The organism is Magnetospirillum fulvum (genome assembly GCF_900108475.1).
Lineage (GTDB): Bacteria > Pseudomonadota > Alphaproteobacteria > Rhodospirillales > Magnetospirillaceae > Phaeospirillum > Phaeospirillum fulvum_A.
Genome location: NZ_FNWO01000009.1, coordinates 146,344 through 166,529, shown reverse-complemented (window position 1 = coordinate 166,529; position 20,186 = coordinate 146,344). Strand labels below are relative to the sequence as shown.

Here is a 20,186-nt window from a genome sequence, read left to right as displayed (position 1 = left end):
GGCTGTTCGGTGTCGGCGAGACGCTTCAGAATCTTCGCCACCGCCAGCGGCTGGATTTCGGCATCGGTCTGGACCAGGATGCCGCGGTCGGCCCCCATCGCCAGCGCGGTCCGCAACGTCTCGGTCGCCGTCTGCGGCCCGACCGAAACCGCGACGATTTCGGTCGCGATTCCCGCTTCCTTCAGCCGCACCGCCTCCTCGACCGCGATCTCGTCAAACGGATTCATGCTGAACTTGATGTTGGCGGTCTCGACCCCGCTTTTGTCCGATTTCACCCGGACCTTGACGTTGTAATCGACCACCCGTTTGACCGCGACCAGCACTCTCATCGAACGGATTCCTCTACGAACAGATCGGTCAGCAGCAGACCGTTGGGATCGACCGCATAGGCGGCAAGATCGGTGATGCCCTCTTCGGCCAAGACCTCTTCGTCGATGAAGAAGCGTCCGGTGCAATCCCGCGCCGGACGGGTCAGGATCGCGTGGGCGGCATCGGCGACGATGTCGGGGCGGCGGCAATGGGCGGGCTTGATCGCGCCGACCATGTTCATCGCGGCGGTGTCGATCAGGGTGCGCGGCCACAGCCCGTTGGCGGCGATGCCGTCCTCGCGGAATTCCTCGGCCCAGCCCATCGCCAGGAGGCTCATCCCCATCTTGCTGATGGTGTAGGCCGCATGCGGGCCGTACCAACGCGGCAACAGCGACGGCGGCGGCCCCATCACCAGAATATGCGGATTGGCCGCCCGCTTCAGATGGGGCAGACAGGCGCGGGTGACGGCAAACGTGCCACGGACATTGACCGACATCATCAGGTCATAGCGCTTGATCTCGGTGTCGGCGGTGCCGGTCAGACTGATCGCGCTGGCATTGTTGACGACGATGTCGATGCCGCCGAAACGATCGACAGCCTGGGCCACCGCCGCATTGATCTCGGCCTCGTCGCGGACGTCGAGCTTGACCGCCAGCGCGGCTCCGCCCGCCGCTTCGATCTCGGCGGCGGTATCGTGAATGGTGCCGGGCAGCCGCGCATGGGGCGTCTCGGTCTTGGCGGCGACGACGATATTGGCGCCGTCGCGGGCGGCCCGGAGCGCGATCGCCTTGCCGATACCCCGGCTGGCCCCGGTGATGAAGAGTGTTTTTCCCGACAGCGATCTCATGCCGCTTCCCCCTGTTCGACCGGCGGTTCCGCCGGTGTCTGTTCAAACGCGCCGTCCATCTCCCGCCACGATCCGACCCAGGCCGGGATGGCGGGCGACGGGCCAGAGAACCCCGCCGCCGCGATCACCGCCGAGGGCGGCACCACACCGCCCTTGGCCACGAACGCGCCCCGCATCAGCGCCTGACAGGACAATCCCTCCGCCGTCTCGACCCGGTGCTCCATGTAGAGCCAGCGCTCGTCCCAGGCGATCAGCCGACTGGTCAGGCTGAACCGCTGGAAGGGGCGCAACGGACGGCGATAACGCACCACGCTCCCCGCCAGCACCGGCTGCCAGCGTTGGCGCAACACCGTCCGCCACAAGGTTCCGCGCAGGATCATGTCCAATCGCCCAAGGTCCATCAGCGCGAGATAGCGGGCGTTGTTCATGTGGATGTTGATGTCCAGATCGTGCGGCCACACCCGGAAGCGCAGGACCGACGAATCGGTCAAGGCCAGCCGGGGGCGGAACAGGGAGGCGATCAGCACCGCCAGCAATCGAAACCACAGGTTCACATTCGCCTCCCCTCTCCCGGACTAAAAAGCAGCTTCGTCGAACGCCATCATCGACTTGCCGCCCGCCATCACCATCGCGAACAAAGCGTTGGTCTGGGGCAGCACCCGCTCGACATAGAAACGGGCGGTGGCGATCTTGGCGCGGTGGAAGCCGTCGGGATCGTTGTCCAACTTGCTCAGGCTGATTTCGGCCATCCGCGCCCACAGATAACCGAGCGCAGTCAGCCCAAGCAGGCGGAGATAGTCGGTCGCCGCCGCTCCGGCTTCGTCGGGATTGGCCATGCCGACGCGGGCGACCTGGGCGGTCGCCTGCTGGAGGCGGACGAACGCCTTGGCCAGCGGCTGGACGAACTCGCCCAATTGCTCGTCCTCGATGTTGGCCTCGATAAAGGCCGAGACCGGGTGGAAGAACCGGCGCAGATTGCGTCCGGCATTGGCGGGCAGCTTGCGCCCGACCAGATCGAGCGCCTGGATGCCGTTGGTGCCTTCGTAAATCTGGGCGATCCGGCAATCGCGGACGTACTGCTCCATCCCATGTTCGCGGATGAAGCCGTGACCGCCGAACACCTGCATGCCGAGGTTGGTCGCCTCGAAGCCGAGATCGGTCAGCAGCGCCTTGACCACCGGAGTCATCAGGGCGACAAATTCCTCGGCCTCGGCTCGGGTCGCCGGGTCGGGATGATGCTCTTCATCATCAATGGCGCGCCCGACCCAGGCGGCGAGCGCCCGACTGCCCTCGACATAGGCGCGATGGGTCAGCAGCATCCGCCGCACGTCGGGATGGACGATGATCGGATCGGCGGGCTTGTCGGGATGCTTGGTCCCGGTCAGCGAGCGGCCCTGGAGCCGTTCGCGGGCATAGGCCACTGCGCCCTGATAGGACGCCTCGGCCAGACCCAGCCCCTGCACCCCCACCGACAGGCGTTCGGTGTTCATCATCGCGAACATCGCCCGCATACCCTTATTGGCCTCGCCGACCAGCCAACCGACTGAATCGTCGAAATTCATCACGCAGGTCGACGAGGCCTTGATCCCCATCTTGTGCTCGATCGAGCCACACGAGACGCCGTTGGACGCTCCGGGCGTGCCATCCGGATTGACCCGGTATTTCGGCACCAGGAACAGGCTGATCCCCTTCACCCCCTTGGGCGCGTCGGGCAGACGGGCAAGAACAAGGTGGATGATGTTCTCGGTCAGGTCATGCTCGCCCGCCGAGATGAAGATCTTGGTCCCGGTCAGTTTAAAGCTGCCGTCGCCCTGGGGAACCGCCTTGGTGCGGAGCAGGCCGAGATCGGTACCGCAATGCGGCTCGGTCAGGCACATCGTCCCCGACCACGTCCCATCGACCAGCTTGGGCAGATAGGTTTCCTTCAGCTCATCCGAGCCGTGGGCATGAAGCGCGACATAGGCGCCGTGGCTGAGGCCGGGATACATCCCGAACGACAGATTGGCCGAGCAGATCATTTCCTCGATCAGGATACCGACCGATTTCGGCCAGCCCTGGCCGCCATGGGCGGGATCGCACGAGATCGAGGTCCAACCGCCCTCGCGGAACAGGGTATAGGCTTCGCGGAAGCCTTTGGGCGTCCGCACCACGCCGTTCTCGAAGGTGCAGCCTTCCTCGTCGCCCGAGCGGTTGATCGGGTGCAGCACCTGTTCGCAGACCTTCGCGGCTTCGTCGAGCACCGGGTCGATCAGGTCGCGGGTGAAATCCTCGAAGCCGGGCAGAGTGGCGAGTCCGTCGCCTTCCATCAGGTCGAAGAGGACATAGCGCATGTCGCGCAGGGGAGCCGTGTAACTGGCCATGATGGTTCTTCCTATCCGTCAGAAAGGCGATCAGTTGCGCAGAGGCTTGCCGGTCATCAGCATCGTCTCGATCCGGGCCAGGGTGCCGGGATGGCGCGCCAGCCGCATGAAGCGGCTGCGTTCCAGTTCCAGCACCTGTTCCTCGTCGAGCGGCGTGGTGACGTCGGTATCGCCGCCGGTCAGCACTTCGGCCAGCGCGCCGCTGACCACCTCGTCATAGGGTGTCGCCTTGCCCTGACGGCGCAGCGAACCGATGGCAAGCTCAAGCGCGACCTTGCCGCTGGGTCCGGGCAGGGTCAGCACCGGCGGCGCGGGCGGCGCATAGCCTTCGACCAGCGACAAGGCGCGGGCCTTGGCATCGGCGAGCAGACGGGCGCGGTTCATCGTGATCCCGTCACTGGGGCGCAGGAACAGGAATTCCTTGGCCTCGGCCGCCGATTTGGCGACGGTCGCAACCGCCACCGTCTCGAACACCTTGGCCACTGCGGGCATCGGTCCCTTGGGCAACGTCCCCGCGTTCGACCAGCGCGACAGCATTTCCTTGCAACCGCCCCAGCCCGGCACCAGACCGACGCCGACCTCGACCAGACCGACATAGGTCTCGGCATGGGCCTGAACCGCGTCGCAATGGAGCAGGATTTCGCAGCCGCCGCCCAAGGCCATGCCCGACGGCGCGCCGACCACCGGGAACGGCGCGTATTTGAGGGCGCGATAGGTCTGCTGCCCGGCGCTGACCATCTGGTCGATCTCGGTCCAGGCGGCGATGTTGGCGGCGAACAAAGCCAGCCCGAGATTGGCTCCGGCCGAGAAGTTGCTGCCCTCGTTATAGATCACCAGGGCCTTGAAGTCCTTCTTGACCCGGCGGATCGCCTTGCCCAGCAAATCCATGATCTCGCCGTCGATCGAGTTCATCTTGCTGGTGAATTCAAAGCAGGCAACGCCGTCGCCGATATCCCACAGCGCGGCCGAGCCGTTCTTCAGCACCGGCTGGCGGTCGAGCTTGAGGTCTTCGAGCAGAACGACGCCTTCGGGGCGGACCAGATCGCGGTAGGCCCCGTCGAGGCCCAGCACCTGACGCTTGCCCGCCTCGATCCGGTGGAAGGTGCGCCCGGCGGCGAGACGCAGCGCGGGCGGCACCGCCCAACCTTCGCGCTCCAGCTTCGCGATCAGCCAATCGACTCCGACCTTGTCGATCAGTTGGAACGGCCCCTGCTTCCAATTGTAGCCCAGCCGCATCGCCTCATCGATCGCCTCGACTTCGTCGGCGGCATCGCCCAGCAGGAAGGCGGCATAGGCCAGGGTGCGGCCCAGCACCCGCCAGGCATAACGCCCGTGCGGGCTGTCGTGATCGAGCAGCGCATTCAGCGAGCGACCGGCCGCGCCAATCGCCTCGACATCGGCCTTGCGGGCGGGCCGGAAGGTGCCGGTGACGAGATCGACCGCTTCCTTGCGCTTGCCCGCCTCGCGGTTGACGCGATAGAAGCCGCCCTTGCCCTTGCGCCCGGTATAGCCGTCGGCGATCAGCCGCTCGACCAGCGGCAACGGCCGGTTCAGACCGTGGAACGGATCGTCGGCGGGCAACGCCGCCGCCAGACTGGCATTGACGTGCGGCATCAGATCGAGCCCGACCAGATCGAGCAGGCCGAACACCCCGGTCTTGGGGATGCCCATCGGGCGGCCGATGATCGCATCGACGTCTTCGATATCCAACCCCATCTCGACCGCTTCGATCACCGCCGCCTGGAGCCAATAGACCCCCAGCCGGTTGGCGATGAAGCCGGGACGGTCCTTGGCATCGACGACGCTTTTGCCCAGACGGTGATCGGCAAAACTCCGCACCGACGCCAGCGCCTCGGGCCGGGTGGCGGGGCCACCGACCAGTTCAAGCAGCCGCATGTAACGCGGCGGGTTGAAGAAGTGGGTGATGCAGAAATCGCGGGCAAAGCTGTCGGGCAGACCGCTGACCAGCGCCGCCAGCGGGATCGTCGAGGTGTTCGACGACACCACGCTGCCGGGTTTGCGCGCCGACTCAATCTTGGCGTAAAGCGATTGCTTGATGTCGAGCCGTTCGATCACCGCTTCAACGATCCAGTCGCAGTCAGCCAGACCGGCCAGATGGTCCTCGATATTGCCGGGCGTCACCAGCCGGGCGGCATCCCGGCTCATGAACGCCGCCGGGTCGGCCTTCTTCAGCCGCTCCAGCGCGCCGTCGGCAATGACGTTGCGGTTGGTCGCATCGGCGGGAACGATATCGAGCAACAGCACCGGGATACCGGCGTTGGCGACCTGGGCGGCGATCCCCGCCCCCATCGTCCCCGCCCCGATCACGGCAACTTTTTTGATGTTGTCCATCACACCGCCTCCAGGATGGTGGCGATGCCCTGACCGCCGCCGATGCATTGGGTGGCCAGGGCGAACCGGCCCTTTTCCCGCTTCAGCAGCGCGGCCGCCTTGCCGACGATGCGGGCACCGGTCGCGCCCAACGGATGGCCGAGCGCAATCGCGCCGCCGTCGAGATTGACCTTATCGACGGCAAGACCGAGATCACGGATGCAGGCGATCGACTGGCTGGCGAAGGCTTCGTTCAGTTCGATCACGTCCAATTGCTCGACCCCGATTCCGGCACGCGACAGCGCCTTGCGGGTCGCGCCGACCGGGCCGATTCCCATCACCGCCGGATCGCAGCCGCACACGGCAAAGCTTCGGATCGCCGCCAGGATGTCCAGCCCATGGGCGCGGGCATAATCTTCGGAGCAGACCAGCACCGCCGACGCGCCGTCGGTCAACGGCGAGGAGGTTCCGGCGGTGACGACACCTTCGGCGTTGAAGGCGGGCTTCAGTTCGGCGAGGCTTTCCAGCGTGGTGTCGGGACGGATGCAGCCATCGGCGGACACGGTGCCCTTGCGGCCGGTGATCGAAACGATCTCGGCGGCGAACAGACCGGCCTCGCGGGCGGCGGCGGCGCGGCGATGCGAGACGACCGCGAACTCCTCCTGCTCACGGCGGCTGATGCCATAGCGGGAGGCGACGTTCTCGGCGGTGTCGCCCATCCCGATATAAGCGGCGGGCAGACGGGCGGCCAAGGCCGGGTTGGGCAGCGGGTTAAAGCCCATCATCGGCACCCGGGTCATGCTTTCGACCCCGGCGCAGACGAAGACGTCACCGGCCCCGGCCAGGATCGAGCCGACCGCGACATGAACCGAGGTCATCGACGAGCCGCAGAAGCGGTTCAGCGTCGCCGCACCGACCGATTGGGGCAGGTCGGCGATCATGCCGACCAGACGGGCGAGGTTGAAGCCCTGCTCGCCCTCGGGGAAGGCGCAACCGAGCAGCAAATCCTCGATATCGCCCGCCGGAATCCCGGAGCGGGCGACCAGGGCTTGGACCACTTGTCCGGCCAGATCGTCGGGACGGACCGACGCCAGATCCCCCTTCTTGGCCGGAGTGAAGGGCGAGCGCACATAACCGGCGACAACCACCTTTTTCATCGACGAGTCTCCAGGACTTGATTGGTTTGGAGGAACGCCGTCGAAAAGAGAGGCTTTGCGGGCTGTGGCCCTCTCTTTTCTAGGCGGAACCGATATCCACGCCCTTGGTACGCAAGGTTTCGAGACTGATCCGCTCGATATCGCGCAATTCGCTCAAGGAGGTCTGCACCGCCTGAAGCTGGTCCTCGAGCTGGGCGATGCGCTCGTGAACCTTGGTGACGAGAAGCCGCAACTGACCGACCTGGGTGGTGTCCACCACGTACAGATCGAGAAATTCCTTGATGTCGCGCAAGGTGAAGCCCAGCCGCTTGCCGCGCAGGATCAAAATCATCCGGGCGCGGTCGCGATGGGTGTAGACCCGGGCATTGCCAGCGCGCTGGGGCCTGATCAGCCCCTGATCCTCGTAAAAGCGGATCGTGCGGGGGGTAACCCCCAACTCGCGTGCCAGCTCGGTGACCGAGTAGAGTTTTTCCATGACGGTTTTGCATCCATAGGTGCACAAGTTGACGTTTGGGTTCGAAGGCTTCCCTATACGTCGCTCTGATAGCATGGTTTGCCGACATGGTCATAGCCATCTTCCAGACTTTCTCTATCGGATCAGACGGCGTCCTGCCGCGAGGCGGCCCGGTCGGCGCGCGCTTTTTCTTCGGCCACCAGCTCTCGCTTCGACAGCTTGCCGATCATCGTCTTGGGCAATTCGTCGCGGAATTCGATGCTTTTCGGCATCTCGATCCGGGAAATCTGCCCGCTCAGGAAGGTTCTCAAATCCTCGGGCGTCGCGTCGGCCCCTTCGCGCAGGCGGACGAACGCCTTGGGAGCCTGACCGCGATAGGGATCGGGAATGCCGATCACCACCACTTCGGCCACCGCCGGATGCTGGTAGAGGACTTCCTCGATCACGCGGGGATAGACATTGAAGCCGCCGCAGATGATGACGTCCTTGATCCGATCGACGAGGTAGTAAAAGCCGTCCTCATCGACATAGCCGATGTCCCCGGTCCTAAGCGCGCCGTCAACGAAGACCTGGGCGCTGTCTTCGGGGCGGTTCCAATAGCCCGACATCACCTGCGGCCCACGGACGCAGATTTCGCCGCGTTCCCCCGGTGCCAGGATCGTTTCGGGATCGGCGGGCGAGCGCACCTCGATCACCGTGCCGGGCAGGGTCTTGCCGATCGAGCCGGTCCGGGCTTCGCCGGTCAACGGATTGCAGGTCACCACCGGCGAGGTCTCCGACAGGCCATAGCCCTCGACCACCCGGCAGCCGGTCAGTTGCTCGAACCGGGTCGCCACCTCGACCGGCAGCGGCGCGCCGCCCGAGATGCAGATCCGGATCGACGACAGGTCATGGCCGCCCTTGGCCGCAGCACCGTTGATCGCGGTATAGATCGTCGGCACGCCGGGAAAGAAGGTCGGCTTTTTCTTGGCGATCAGCTTCAGCACCTGTTCGAGGTCGAAGCGCGGCAGCAAGATCAGCTCGCAGCCGAAATTGATGCCGAGATTCATTACCACCGTCATCGCAAAGACGTGGAACAGCGGCAAAACCCCCAACATCCGTTCCTGACCGGCCTGGATCATCGGCACCCATTGCCGCAATTGCTCGGCATTGGCGGTCAGGTTGGCATGGGTCAGCATCGCCCCCTTGGGAACCCCGGTGGTGCCGCCGGTATATTGCAGCACCGCGACGTCGGTCTCGGGGACAATCGTCACCGGCTTGGGCTTGCCATCGTTGGCGATCAGCCGGGCATAGGGGACGTGGCGGAGATCCTCGGGAACGACGGCCATTTCCGACCGCCGCAACACCGAGAACAACACGCTTTTAACCGAGGGCAGGATGCCGCTCATCGGACAGACCACCACCCGTTCCAGGCAGGTCTCGTCCAGCATCGCGGCGACCTTGGGGTAAATCTGTTTCAGATCGAGGGTCACCATGATGGTGGTGCCCGAATCCTCGATCTGATGCTTCAGTTCCCGCTCGACATAGAGCGGATTGTAATTGACGACGATGCCGCCGATTTTCAGCACCGCGAAGTAACAGATGACGAAATAGGGAGTGTTGGGCAGGCACAGACCGACCCGCACCCCTTTCTTCACGCCAAGATGCTGGAACCCCCGCGCGGCCCGATCGACCAGATCGCCCAGTTCGGCATAGGTCGTCCGCCGCCCCAGGAAGTCGATCGCCGGTTGACCGGCGAACCGCTCCACCGCCCGATCCAGCAAAGCTGCGACCGGAGAGGTCGGGATCGTGGTCGGAGCCTGCGTCAAGATTGTGTTCACGATCCCTTACCCCTTCCGGCCAAAGCCTAGAATTTCATCGACAGACTTGTGCTGACGATATCGACGTAGGACGCGTATTCACCTGTTACGGTGCCGGTATCGGATGTCCCGACTTCGTTGAGGGACACCTTGTCGGCGAACAGGTGGGAATAACCGATGTTGAACTGGTTGCTGTCGGTCAGATCGTAGGAATATCCAGCCGAAACCCAGTAGCGGTTCGAGTCGGGAACCCGAGCGGTACGGTGGGCATCGTCGGTTGCCGACTGGTCGTAGGCGACGCCGACATGGAACTTGCCCGCCTGCTCGGTCGAGTAGGTCGCCCCCAGCGACAGGAACCAAGTGTCGTGCCAGCTTTCGTCAACAACCGTATCGTTGCGGCCGTTGCCGTACTTGATCCGCAATTCCTTGAAGCTGGACCAGCGGGTCCATTGCACGTCGCTCATCACCGCCCATTGCGGCGACAGCTCGTGATAAAGACCGATCGACACCGTATCCGGGGTGGTCAGATTGGCCGAAGCGCTATCGTTGGCGAAACGGGCCGGTCCCGGAACCCCGTTCGGAACCCCTTCGAACCGGGCCTTGCCCGAAATGTTATGTTCGATCTGCGAGCGGTAATTAAGGCCGACCCGGGATGTCGGACTGAATTCCCACAACAAACCGGCATTAGCGCCATAACCGATATCGTCGCCCTGGACCGTCGATTTGCCATCGGTGGCCCCGAAATTAATCGCCTGCGACAGCGTCACCTTGGTGTAATCCAACTGAACGCCCGCCCCGATCGACAGATTCTGGGTGATGCGATAGGCGACCGATGGATTGGCGTTGATATTGGTGATGTTGCTTTGCAGGGCGTGATAGCGCCCGACCCAATTCGGCTCGTAATGCGAGCGCAGACCATACGGCGCGGTCACCGCCAGCCCGACCTTGAGGTCGGGCTCGACATCCCACATCGCATAGACCGACCCCACCGCCGCATCCATGATCGCGTCGTCGCCGGTGCTGCCCCGCACCGAACTGTTCCGCAAACTGGCCTGACCGTTGAACACCGCGGTCGGCATGATGTAGGTGGTCGAACCGGCGACCTGCGACCCCTCCAGCCGGGTCATCCCCGCCGGATTATAAAAAATCGTGCTGAGATCATATGCCTTGGCGGTTGAGCCGGCATACGCATTTCCCAACCCTTCAGCGCTCTGCTCACGCAGCGCGAACCCCGCGGCCTGGACGTCGGCGGAAACCGCCAGCGCTGAAACCAGGCCAAGCAACCCCATACACGCCTTGCGGCGAATCAAGTGAGACATGGTGTGTTTTCCTCCCGGAGCGATCTTAACGTCGCCCTTGCCGTAAAGCTAACCGTCTCCCCTTATAACGTCAAGAGCTTTACGTTTACGTAAACGTAAGGCATGGCCTACGCCCCATCGCCTGGAATGTTCCCGTTTTATTACCGTTTGGAACAGATGGCCGAAGGCACGGCTCCGGCCCGGACACCACACTTTCGCTGCGTAGCCCCACCGCAAAATCGCCCACTGGATGCGACAAGCGGCCGGGTCAGGTCGGGCCGGAACAGTAGATATAGCGCGCGGCCGACCGCGCGGTCCGCTGCCCCGGCCTCACCTGGGACAAGGCTTAACCGATCGCGCCGACCAATTTCATCGCGACCCCCATCGACCCGGTCACCTTCAGTTTGCCCAGGGTATAGCCCAGCATTGGGTCCATCCGCCCGTCCATCAGCTTGAACAGATTGTCGGCCGACAGCCGAATGGTGCAGGCGGCGTCGATCTCGTCGTCGCTCTCCCCTTCGCTCAAGGTCGGGTGGGGCGAGCGGGCATCGACCACCCAACAGCCGTCTCCCCCCAGATCGAACCGCACCACCGCCCCCAGACGATTGAGACGGGGCAACACATCCCGCAAGCGATCTTCGACGTCGGACATTTGAGACTTGCTCCCTGCGCTTTGGATTTTTCTGTGTTTACGTTTACGTAAACGTAACCCTAAAGTAAAGCCTGTTCGACGACGACAAGGCTGACCAAAATCCTATTGAGCCGCGTCGCCCCGACCGCGCCTCGGGACGATTAAACCGATAAATATCAATATTATATTTTGCGAGATGGGCCAACGAAGGCCGGGCGTTCCCAGAATTAAATCCTGGTTACGCATACGTAACTATTGTTACGAATCGGGGATATGCCTAAGGGCTGATACGGCTTTTTCCGCCGCCTGACTCAGTCGATGGCGAGAATGACGTGCGACGCCTTGAACAGAGCCCAGGCCGGGCGTCCGGGAGTGAGCCCCATCGCCTCGGCGGACTCGCGGGTCACGGTGGCGGCGATGGTTTTGCCGCCGCCGATATCAAGACAGATCTCGCTGCTGACCGGACCATCGGCACGGCGCGACACAATTCCGGCCAGCCGGTTGCGGGTGCTCGCCTGCGGTTCGCTCACACCGTCGGCCAACAGCACGAAGCTCGACGTCACCAGGGCGGTGACGTCCTGGCCCAGCCGGATATCGAGATCGCGCAGGCTTTCGACGGTAATCAGGGCGGTCAGGGTCGCGTGCTCGGTCAGACGCAGCCCGATTTCGGCATTGACCCCGCCCAGACGGATTTCCTCGACCCGACAGCGAAACGCGTTGCGGGCGGTGGTCCGCAGCCCCAGACGGCGCAGCAAGGCCGGGGCGTCCAACGTGTCTCCGCCCTGGGAGAACAGAGCGGCGACGCGCTCCAACTGCTCTTCCATCTGATGAAAAGCGGCGATCAGAGCCAAGCCGTCTTCGGTGACGATTGCACCGCCGCCGCGACGCCCCCCGGCCTGGGCGGCGACCGCCGGACGCGGCAACAGATTGTTGACCGCGTTCAACGCTTCCCACGCCCCTTTATAGCTGATGCCGACCGACTGGGCCGCCTTCGAGATGCTGCCGTGCCGGGCCACCTGCTCAAGCAGGCGGATGCGCTCGCGTCCGACCGCGCCGCGGCCCGACCCGCGCAACGCCACTATCGCTTCGACTCTGTCGCCGTTGCCATCCACACGCCGCCCCCATCGTCATATTGCACGAGTATATGACGATGGGGGCGGCGCGCAAAGCGCAAGACTACAAAATCGACTGGCCGGTCTTCTGCCAGTCGGCCATGAAGGTGGCCAGCCCCTTGTCGGTCAGCGGATGCTGGACCATCTGGCGCAGCACCGCGGGCGGCATGGTGACGACATGGGCGCCCAGACGCGCCGCCTCGGTGACATGCATCGGATGGCGGATCGAGGCGGCCAGCACCTCGGTGCGGAACAGCGGGTAATTGTCGAAGATCGAGACGATATCGCCGATCAACTCCATCCCATCCTGTCCGACATCGTCGAGACGACCGACGAAGGGCGACACGAACGATGCCCCGGCCTTCGCCGCCAGAATCGCCTGATTGGCCGAGAAGCACAGGGTGACGTTGACCTTGATTCCGTCGTCGGCAAGCGCCTTACAGGTCCTAAGGCCCGGCATCGTCAGCGGCACCTTGACCGCGACGTTGGGGCGCAGCGCCGCCAGCTTGCGGCCCTCGGCCAGCATCGTTTCGTAATCGGTGGCGGCAACCTCGGCCGAAATCGGGCCGGGGACGATGTCGCAAATCTCGGCGATCACGTCGAGAATCCGTCGCCCGCTCTTGGCGATCAGGGTCGGATTGGTGGTGACGCCGTCAACCAGCCCGGTCGCGGCAAGATCGCGGATTTCCTGGACATCGGCGGTATCGACGAAGAACTTCACGGCGAGCTTCCTTTCGTGGCGGGAACGCGGCGGTCACCCTACCCCGCTTTGCCCACGCTGTCCTCCCCGAAAGCTCTTGCCAGCGCCGCCTGGGCGGAGTCACCCTTTCCGCCCCACTCCCCCGAGCGACGGCACAGGACGACAGAAGGCATGGGCACGACAGAACGGCATCTTGGAATCGGCGCGGCGTTCGACCGCGCGGCGGCCTCCTACGATGCCGGACGGCGGCGACTGATTCCCTGCTTCGACGAATTCTACGCCACCGCGATCGCGTTGGTGACCGAGGCGGCTCCACCCGGAGCCCGCATCCTCGACCTTGGCGCAGGCACCGGCCTGCTGACCGCGCTGGTGGCCGACGCCCGCCCCGATGCCGATTTCACCCTGACCGACCTGTCGGAGGGGATGTTGGACCAGGCGCGGGCGCGCTTTGCCGACAGTCCGTTGACGGTCCGGTTCCGGGCAATGGATCACCTCGCCCTCGCCGAGGTCGGGGCCTATGACGTCGTGATGTCGGCCTTGTCGATCCATCATCTTGAAGACGAGGGCAAACGCCGCCTGTATGCCGCCTGCGCCCGCGCGCTGAAACCGGGCGGCCGGTTCGTCAATGCCGATCAGGTCGCGGGCGACGACGCGGCAATGGAGGCGCGCTATTGGCAGCATTGGCGCGACCGGGTCGTCGCCGCGGGCACCAGCCCGGAAGACCTCGCCGCCGCGATCGAGCGACAGAGCTTCGACCGTCGCACCCCGCTTGCGCCGCAACTCGACTGGCTGCGCGAGGCGGGCCTGGGCGCGGTCGAGTGCCGCTACAAGAATGTCAGCTTCGTGGTGATCTGCGGGGATCGGGGATAGCCGGACGGCCATCCCCTTACACCCGTCGGTCGTGAAAAAGTCCTTCGGCCTTTGGCCTCAGTGTACTTTTCCCCGGTTCAAAAAGAATCCCCGTGCTCAATCAAGCTTTCCGCGCGGGGATGGATTTGGTTCCCTCCGAGGCCGATGGGCGACGCCCACGGCTTCGGAGGCTGGTGAAACAGACAACACGAAAAATGGGCGCTGGGCCGCCCCTAGCCCATTTTTCTCCTTTTAATCCAACGGGAAAAAGTACACCGAGCGACAGCGAGGGACTTTTTCACGGGAGACTAAACCCGTTCTTGCCTTACAGAACCGGCTTGCCGACCGGCAGAACGGTGCGGCCGAACAATTCGCCCAGCACGATCGCGGCCATCATGTACCAGGCCAGACCGGCGCACACCAACAGGACCCAGCCCGCGACGACGGTCATCTGCGGGAACCCGAAATGGGCGAGATCAAGCAGAATGAAGCCGATCAGCAGGGTGGTGAAGCACCCGGCCATCGCCTTGCTGATCTTCAGCGAGCCCACCCACAGAATCGAGGTGAACAGGGTCCAGGCAACCAGGAACCAGCCGATATCGGTGGTCGAGGACGGGAACAGATCGAACTTGTTGCCGATCAGCATCGCCGCCAGGGAAATCCAGAAACAGCCAAAGGAGGTAAACGCGACATAGCCGAAATTGTTGCCGGTCTTCTGCTCCTGCAACCCGGCGATCAGCTGGGCCATCCCACCGAACACCAGTCCCAGCCAGATCACCGGGCCGATCCCCGCCCAGCCGATATTGTGGAACTGAAGCATCATCGTCGTCAGACCGAACCCGGCCAACCCGACCACAGCCGGATTGCCAAGCTTCGGCGCGGCGGCGCCCCCCGTTTTCTGATCGGTCGCTACGGCCGAAATATGAGACATTGTTCGCCTTTCATTATTCATGGCCCACATGGATGGGCATGTTGCAGCCCGCATGACGCAGAATGACGGCGAACGGATTGGTTCCAGACCATGCCGGATCGATCCCCCCTGATTCCCCGCCATTTTTATCATTTTATTGCGGCGAAACAGAGATACAGGCGAGGATCGTTCCCGAGAAACGCTCATTCCACGCGACCCGCCACACAATTTTGCATAGCTGGATTGCGAAGATAAGGGGATGGGGCGGCGCGATTGCCGTTAAGCGTGACCGGCTTCGCCCGACAACAGGCCGACATCGATCCCCAATTTGTGGATCGCCTGCTCGTATTTGCGTTCGAGATCGGGCGCGAACAGCAGGTCGGGATCGGACGGCGCGATCAACCAGGCATTATCACGAATCTCGTTGTCGAGTTGCCCCGACCCCCACCCGGCATAGCCGAGCGCCAGCAGCATCCGGCTGGGGCCGTTGCCCTCGGCGATCGCGCGCAGGACATCGACGGTCGCGGTCAGCGCCACCCCCTCGGCCACCCGCATCGTGTTGTCGTGCAGGTAATCGTCGGAATGAAGCACAAAGCCGCGCCCGACCTCGACCGGACCGCCGAACAGGATACGGATCGCCTCGCACTCGCTGGTCGAGGGAATCTCAAGCTGCTCCAACAATTGCGGAAAGGTCAGCCCGCCCAAGGCCCGGTTGACCACCAGCCCCATCGCCCCCTCGGCATTATGGGCGCACAAATAGACCACCGTCCGCGCGAAGCGCGGATCGGACATCTGGGGCATCGCGATCAGCAATTGTCCGGCCAGATAGCCGGTCGTCATCGTCTGGCTCATTCGATTCACATATTCTGCCCGGCAGCGGAAAGCAAGTCCCGCTGCTCGGTTGGACGGCGCATGATCATGTTGACCGCTTTCATCGTCATCACCGGTTCGCCATGCTGGTTGACCACCTCGATCGCCGACGTGACGATGCCGCGATCGGGCTTCGAGCGCGAAGCCACCGCCTCCAGCACCGTCACCGTCACCGCTAGGTCATCGCCCGGCCGCACCGGGCGCAGCCAGCGCAAATGATCGATTCCGGGCGAGGCGAGGCTGGCAACCGAACTCAGATAATGCTCGGCCAGCAGCCGCATCATCAGCCCGGCGGTGTGCCAGCCACTGGCGATCAGACCGCCAAACGGCCCCTGCGCTGCCGCCTCGGGATCGACATGAAAGCTCTGGGGATCGAAGCGGCGGGCAAAGGCCAGCACCTCGTCCTCTTCGACCGCGATCTCGCCGCAGCGATGGACCGATCCCGGCAGGTAATCCTCGAAATAGCGGTTGTCGGCGGGGGTGGCAAAGCTCATCTCGGCGGTGCGCTCCTGGCGGGAGAAACGATCTGCCCCAGACTACACTTTCACCGCTGCCTCGGTAAGCCGGGCCAAGGTCTTAAGATCGCAACGCGAGCCAGCCCCCCGTTCGCGCAGTCGTTTGGCGATCGTTGCGATCGCGGCGGGCTTGCCCGGCAGCCCGAACAGAGTGGTGAAGCTGTTACGCCCCAACACCCGGAAGGCGGTGGACAGGCACACCGCCGCCTGGAACGTCGATAGCGACAGACCGGCAAACAATTCGGAGCGGACCGTATCGTTGACCCCGGCCAGGGCGGCGACCAATTCGCGCAATTCGTTCGGCGAGTGTTTGCCGAGAACCTGCGCGACCGACGGGTCGGTCAGGGAGTCCCACCAGAATTCCTCCTGCGGCGAGGAGGGCCGGGCCGGGCCAGCCCCGGCAGGGGTGAGACGAACCAGCGGCGGCGGCGCGGGCGGCGGCGGGGAAAGCGCGGCGACGACGGACGGAGCGACGGGAACGGTGGCGATGGGAGACGGAGCGGGGGCGAGAGACGCGGCAAGAGGCGGCGGGACGGATGGAAGCAGGGCGCGCAACGCCTCGGGATCGCGCAGATCGAGCAGCCCCGGCCCCAACCGCAGCACCGTTTCGACCGGCAGCGGAGCGTAATGCGGTACCAGCGGCACTTGCCAATCATGCAGCAGGTAATCGCGGATCGCCAGATACAGCCGCCCCGAACGGGTGGCCGGATCGTTGGGATCGCCGCCCAGAGCCGAACGGAACCGGCGCTTGGCATGAGTACGGACGATCATCGCGACGATGTCCTGGACCGATCGTCCGCAGCGCAGCCGGACGCGGTCGTCATTGACCGGACGGCCCCGCTCATCGACCAGCAGCGAACTGAAATGAGTACGCTGGAGCTGAAAAATCTGAAGACACCCGGTCAACAGCTCGGTGCTGTCCATCACGGTATCGTAGAAATCGTCGCGGCGGATCGAGGTAAAGCCCGGCACCAGACCGCGAAAGATCGCCGCCGTCGGGCCTTTGAGGGCTTCGTTAATGAAATGAACCGCTTCGAGGCGCCCAGGGGGATCAACCAAGCGGACGGTTGAAGGTCGTGTCACGCCGCCACCATCCTTTGGCATGGCCGCCATACCCTACCCAATGGTCGGATAAGGTACATACCTGACTGACCTTGGTCAAACATCGAGTTATGTCAACTTGTCGCACCCTGTCGCGCCGCAACATCGGCGGCGGCGAGACTTTGGTCTCGATCAAGCGGTCGGCCGATAAAAGTGGGGCAAACCGGCCCCTGGGACAGGACCAGACGGCGGTGCGGGTCGCCGTCGTCGATCAGCACCAGCGGGACCGTGCCGAGCGAACCGAGTTGGACCGGGTCGATCGCCTGGGTAGCGGCAATGACCAGATCGAACGGAGCCCGGGTGGCGGTGGCCCGGGCCGAGGCCGCCAGGGCCTCGCGCCCCCCCGGAACCCGTACCACCGCGCCGCCCGCTTGCTCGGTGACCAGGGCGAGCAGACCGCGTTCGTCGGGATCGGGGGCAACGATCAGAACCCGTTTGCCGATCAGGCAGGCGGGATCGGGCCGGACCGCCACCTCCCCCGCCACCGGATCGAGCGGCAGAACGCACCACACCGCGCTGCCCTGCCCCGGTTCGGCCACGCCGTCGATCGTGCCCCCCATCCGTTCGACCAGCAGACGGGCCAGGGCCAGCCCCAAAGCCCCGGCATCGGATTCCGGGGTCGGAGCGCGGACGACGTCCAGCCAGCCGGCCTCTCCCGCGCCATCATCGACCACCCACAGCCGCAACCGGGGCGGCTGGCCGGGACCGACCTCTGCCCCCACCCGCTCGGCGAACAGACGGACCCGTCCGGTAGCGGCGGCGGCGGCACGATCGAGCAGCAGACCGAGCAGACGGGCCAGCCAGACCGGATCGACCCGGACCATCGGCGGCAACCCGGGATCAATGCGGGCCTCGATCTCGATCCGACCGGCTCCGGCACGGGCAAAGGCGATCGCGGCGGCGATCACGGTGGCGAGATCGACCATGCAGGGGGTGGACGGAGTCTCGCCCTGGTCGAGCCGGGAATAATCCAGCGCCGCGTCCAGGCGGTCGAGCACCGGCCAAGCCGCCGTGCCCAGGCTTTCCAGCGTCGGGCGCAAACGAGCGGACAGGGCGACGAAAAAGGCGGATCTGGCCTGGGCGAGGGCATGGGCCGCCTCCACCGCCTCGGTCAAGGCGCGGATCCGGGCGTCGCGCTCCCCGGTGGCGGCGTGGAACTTGGCCAGGATTCGGGTGAACACGGCGGCGATCTCGGCGGCCTCGGTCGCCGGATCGGCGGTCAGCGGCGGAACGAACGACCCCGACGCATCGTGCGCCTCCATCTGGGCGAGGAGGTCGTGCAGGGTGCGGCGGTTGGCCGCCTCGGCACGGGATTCGGCCTCGGCCTGCTCGCTTTCCAACCGACGTTTCTCGGTGGCATGGCTGCGAAACACTTCGACGGTCCGCGCCATCGCCGCCAGTTCGTCGTTAAGGTCGCCGTCTTCGACCGCGCGGCTCCAATCGCCCTGGGCTCCGGCCTCCATCACCGCGCGCAGATCGAGCAGCGGGCGGCGGATCGACAGGCCGATCATCGCGCTGATCCATCCCCCCAGCACCAGCAACCCGACCGCACCCGCCGCCCCCACCGCCGCCATTCGGGTCAATTGATCGTGCGATCGCCGACGCAGATTGTCCTCGCGCTCGCGGCTGGCGACGATCAGACGCTCGATCGCCGCCGACATCGTCACCTGACTGGGGTCGAGCACTTCGGACAAGATCCGTCCCCGCTCGGCGTAATCGCGGGCGACCTCGTCGATCGCGACGGACAGGGCGCGGGCGCGCAAAGCCAGCATCGCCAAAGCGTCGCGTTGCAGATCGCTGTCGGCGATTCGGGTCAACACTGGGATCGATTCGACCATCCGCTCCAGCCCGGCGCGGGCTTCGTCGGCGCGGTCCGGGTTGCCCTCGAAAGAAAAAGCGTTGATCGCGATCAGGGTGCCGACGAACGTCTCGTGCGATTTGACCAGCGCCGGGGCCAGTTCACCGCCGCCCCGGGTCCGGGCGGTCGAGTTGAGAATCGCGTAGAGGCCGGAAATCTCGCCAATCGTCTGGTGGATCTGGCTTTCATACAGACGGGCGATGTCGGCATTGACCATCTTCAGACTTTGGAACCCGGCGACAAAGCGCCGCGCGGCCTCGTGCATCGCCACCGCATCGTCGCCTTGCGGAACCTGATAGGAATTCGCATCGCCCATCAGGACGAACAATTCCTCCGACGCCCGCATCGCCTCCTTCAACAGATCGTCGCTGGGATTGGCGAGATAATGCCGCACCAGCCCCTGCACCCGGCTGGCATGGGCATTGATGTCAGAGAGGGCAACGGTGCCGCGCTGGACCAGCCGTAATTCGTCGATATCGTCGCTGGTCACCATCGCGGCATGCCAGCCCAGCCCCCCCACCGCCAGGGCGATGAACAGGTTGAGCGCCACCACCAGCGGAATGCGCCAAGCGATGGGAAGAGCCCTGATCCAGCGAATCAATCGGCGCGGTACCATGGACGCAATGGTACGTCATCCCTTCCCGGCTTTAAACCCAAGCGGTGAGGGGACGCCCCCGCACCGCATTGCGGGGCTCATCCGAATGCCGGAACCTCCCGCCTGATATCGGGGCCATCTTGGACGAAGGTGATCGAGAGTTGGGCGGCAATCTCCCCCGCAACGGCCGCGCGGTCGGGAACCGGCTGATGCAGGGTCACCCCGAGATCGGCCAGGGAAGCGGCAAACGCACCAAGCGCGCTGGCCGGAATTTCAAACGCAATCGAAGCCAGCCGGTTCGAAAAGAACTGATGGGTCACGACCCATCCGCCCGCCGCATTGATTGCTTCGGCCACATCATGCACCGCTTCGTGGAAGCTGCGCCGCGTCGATGCCTCCAAAACCAACATCGCTAAGGAACCCTTCTGCCGAGACCCCCATTCATCCCGGCCACAGTGGCAGAATCGTCCCGCAGAGGCCAACCTGAACT

Annotated in this window: 19 protein-coding genes; 1 reads left to right on the top strand and 18 read right to left on the bottom strand. The window is 64.6% G+C overall.

Features of this window, described 5'->3' with window-relative positions:
- From BLW40_RS11800 to fsa, 12 genes are all read right to left on the bottom strand, one after another.
- Nucleotides 1-329: electron transfer flavoprotein subunit beta/FixA family protein (locus BLW40_RS11800; RefSeq protein WP_425283716.1), on the bottom strand; the 329-nt coding region annotated here is incomplete at its 3' end.
- A complete protein-coding gene (locus BLW40_RS11795; RefSeq protein ID WP_074768777.1) occupies nt 326-1,156 on the bottom strand; it encodes an SDR family oxidoreductase in 831 nt (276 codons plus the stop codon). The genes BLW40_RS11800 and BLW40_RS11795, both read right to left, overlap by 4 nt.
- A complete protein-coding gene (locus BLW40_RS11790) occupies nt 1,153-1,710 on the bottom strand; it encodes a thioesterase family protein (protein WP_074768775.1) in 558 nt (185 codons plus the stop codon). Before BLW40_RS11790 ends, BLW40_RS11795 begins: the two co-directional genes overlap by 4 nt.
- A 21-nt stretch (nt 1,711-1,731) precedes the next feature.
- Complete coding sequence (locus BLW40_RS11785) at nt 1,732-3,516, bottom strand: acyl-CoA dehydrogenase C-terminal domain-containing protein (RefSeq protein WP_074768773.1); 1,785 nt, start codon at nt 3,514-3,516, stop codon at nt 1,732-1,734.
- Nucleotides 3,517-3,546: 30 nt separating this feature from the next.
- On the bottom strand, nt 3,547-5,868 hold the full coding sequence (locus tag BLW40_RS11780) for a 3-hydroxyacyl-CoA dehydrogenase/enoyl-CoA hydratase family protein (protein ID WP_074768771.1): 2,322 nt from the start codon (nt 5,866-5,868) through the stop codon (nt 3,547-3,549).
- A complete protein-coding gene (locus BLW40_RS11775; RefSeq protein WP_074768769.1) occupies nt 5,868-7,004 on the bottom strand; it encodes a thiolase family protein in 1,137 nt (378 codons plus the stop codon). Before BLW40_RS11775 ends, BLW40_RS11780 begins: the two co-directional genes overlap by 1 nt.
- Before the next feature lie 79 nt (nt 7,005-7,083).
- Nucleotides 7,084-7,479, bottom strand: a complete 396-nt coding sequence (locus BLW40_RS11770) for a MerR family transcriptional regulator (RefSeq protein ID WP_002728579.1) — start codon at nt 7,477-7,479, stop codon at nt 7,084-7,086.
- Nucleotides 7,480-7,601: 122 nt separating this feature from the next.
- Nucleotides 7,602-9,269, bottom strand: a complete 1,668-nt coding sequence (locus tag BLW40_RS11765) for a long-chain-fatty-acid--CoA ligase (RefSeq protein ID WP_074768815.1) — start codon at nt 9,267-9,269, stop codon at nt 7,602-7,604.
- 35 nt (nt 9,270-9,304) lie between these two features.
- Nucleotides 9,305-10,576, bottom strand: coding sequence for an OmpP1/FadL family transporter (locus BLW40_RS11760; protein WP_074768767.1), 1,272 nt, complete (start codon nt 10,574-10,576; stop codon nt 9,305-9,307).
- Between the two features lie 325 nt (nt 10,577-10,901).
- Nucleotides 10,902-11,207, bottom strand: a complete 306-nt coding sequence (locus BLW40_RS11755) for an SCP2 sterol-binding domain-containing protein (RefSeq protein ID WP_074768765.1) — start codon at nt 11,205-11,207, stop codon at nt 10,902-10,904.
- A gap of 290 nt (nt 11,208-11,497) precedes the next feature.
- The gene (locus BLW40_RS11750; RefSeq protein ID WP_074768763.1) at nt 11,498-12,298 is read right to left on the bottom strand and encodes a TOBE domain-containing protein; all 801 of its coding nucleotides are present in this window, start codon (nt 12,296-12,298) and stop codon (nt 11,498-11,500) included.
- A gap of 64 nt (nt 12,299-12,362) precedes the next feature.
- Complete coding sequence (gene fsa, locus BLW40_RS11745; protein WP_074768761.1) at nt 12,363-13,019, bottom strand: fructose-6-phosphate aldolase; 657 nt, start codon at nt 13,017-13,019, stop codon at nt 12,363-12,365.
- A 150-nt stretch (nt 13,020-13,169) separates the two neighbouring features.
- On the opposite strand from fsa, the gene BLW40_RS11740 reads away from it, so the two are divergent.
- A complete protein-coding gene (locus tag BLW40_RS11740; protein ID WP_074768759.1) occupies nt 13,170-13,868 on the top strand; it encodes a class I SAM-dependent methyltransferase in 699 nt (232 codons plus the stop codon).
- Between the two features lie 304 nt (nt 13,869-14,172).
- Here the strand turns inward: BLW40_RS11740 and BLW40_RS11735 are convergent, their stop codons facing one another.
- The 6 genes from BLW40_RS11735 to BLW40_RS11710 all read right to left on the bottom strand — a co-directional run bounded on the left by BLW40_RS11735 (nt 14,173) and on the right by BLW40_RS11710 (nt 20,106).
- Nucleotides 14,173-14,778, bottom strand: a complete 606-nt coding sequence (locus tag BLW40_RS11735; RefSeq protein ID WP_074768757.1) for an acetate uptake transporter — start codon at nt 14,776-14,778, stop codon at nt 14,173-14,175.
- 258 nt (nt 14,779-15,036) lie between these two features.
- Nucleotides 15,037-15,609 (bottom strand): YqgE/AlgH family protein, encoded by a 573-nt coding sequence (locus BLW40_RS11730; RefSeq protein WP_170834571.1) that lies wholly within the window; start codon nt 15,607-15,609, stop codon nt 15,037-15,039.
- A 5-nt stretch (nt 15,610-15,614) separates the two neighbouring features.
- Nucleotides 15,615-16,121, bottom strand: coding sequence for a MaoC family dehydratase (locus BLW40_RS11725; protein ID WP_074768753.1), 507 nt, complete (start codon nt 16,119-16,121; stop codon nt 15,615-15,617).
- 42 nt (nt 16,122-16,163) lie between these two features.
- Nucleotides 16,164-17,225: a hypothetical protein gene (locus tag BLW40_RS11720; RefSeq protein ID WP_244511167.1), complete on the bottom strand. Its 1,062-nt coding sequence runs from the start codon at nt 17,223-17,225 to the stop codon at nt 16,164-16,166.
- A 92-nt stretch (nt 17,226-17,317) separates the two neighbouring features.
- Complete coding sequence (locus BLW40_RS11715) at nt 17,318-19,702, bottom strand: methyl-accepting chemotaxis protein (RefSeq protein WP_074768749.1); 2,385 nt, start codon at nt 19,700-19,702, stop codon at nt 17,318-17,320.
- 92 nt (nt 19,703-19,794) lie between these two features.
- Nucleotides 19,795-20,106, bottom strand: a complete 312-nt coding sequence (locus tag BLW40_RS11710) for a hypothetical protein (protein ID WP_074768747.1) — start codon at nt 20,104-20,106, stop codon at nt 19,795-19,797.
- Nucleotides 20,107-20,186: the final 80 nt, after the last annotated feature.

Bases quoted from the DNA above. Each gene is read 5' to 3' on its own strand.
- BLW40_RS11795 (WP_074768777.1), bottom strand. From the start codon at position 1,156: ATGAGATCGCTGTCGGGAAAAACACTCTTCATCACCGGGGCCAGCCGG.
- BLW40_RS11785 (WP_074768773.1), bottom strand. From the start codon at position 3,516: ATGGCCAGTTACACGGCTCCCCTGCGCGACATGCGCTATGTCCTCTTC.
- BLW40_RS11780 (WP_074768771.1), bottom strand. From the start codon at position 5,868: ATGGACAACATCAAAAAAGTTGCCGTGATCGGGGCGGGGACGATGGGG.
- BLW40_RS11775 (WP_074768769.1), bottom strand. From the start codon at position 7,004: ATGAAAAAGGTGGTTGTCGCCGGTTATGTGCGCTCGCCCTTCACTCCG.
- BLW40_RS11770 (WP_002728579.1), bottom strand. From the start codon at position 7,479: ATGGAAAAACTCTACTCGGTCACCGAGCTGGCACGCGAGTTGGGGGTT.
- BLW40_RS11760 (WP_074768767.1), bottom strand. From the start codon at position 10,576: ATGTCTCACTTGATTCGCCGCAAGGCGTGTATGGGGTTGCTTGGCCTG.
- BLW40_RS11755 (WP_074768765.1), bottom strand. From the start codon at position 11,207: ATGTCCGACGTCGAAGATCGCTTGCGGGATGTGTTGCCCCGTCTCAAT.
- BLW40_RS11740 (WP_074768759.1), top strand. From the start codon at position 13,170: ATGGGCACGACAGAACGGCATCTTGGAATCGGCGCGGCGTTCGACCGC.
- BLW40_RS11735 (WP_074768757.1), bottom strand. From the start codon at position 14,778: ATGTCTCATATTTCGGCCGTAGCGACCGATCAGAAAACGGGGGGCGCC.
- BLW40_RS11730 (WP_170834571.1), bottom strand. From the start codon at position 15,609: ATGAGCCAGACGATGACGACCGGCTATCTGGCCGGACAATTGCTGATC.
- BLW40_RS11725 (WP_074768753.1), bottom strand. From the start codon at position 16,121: ATGAGCTTTGCCACCCCCGCCGACAACCGCTATTTCGAGGATTACCTG.
- BLW40_RS11710 (WP_074768747.1), bottom strand. From the start codon at position 20,106: ATGTTGGTTTTGGAGGCATCGACGCGGCGCAGCTTCCACGAAGCGGTG.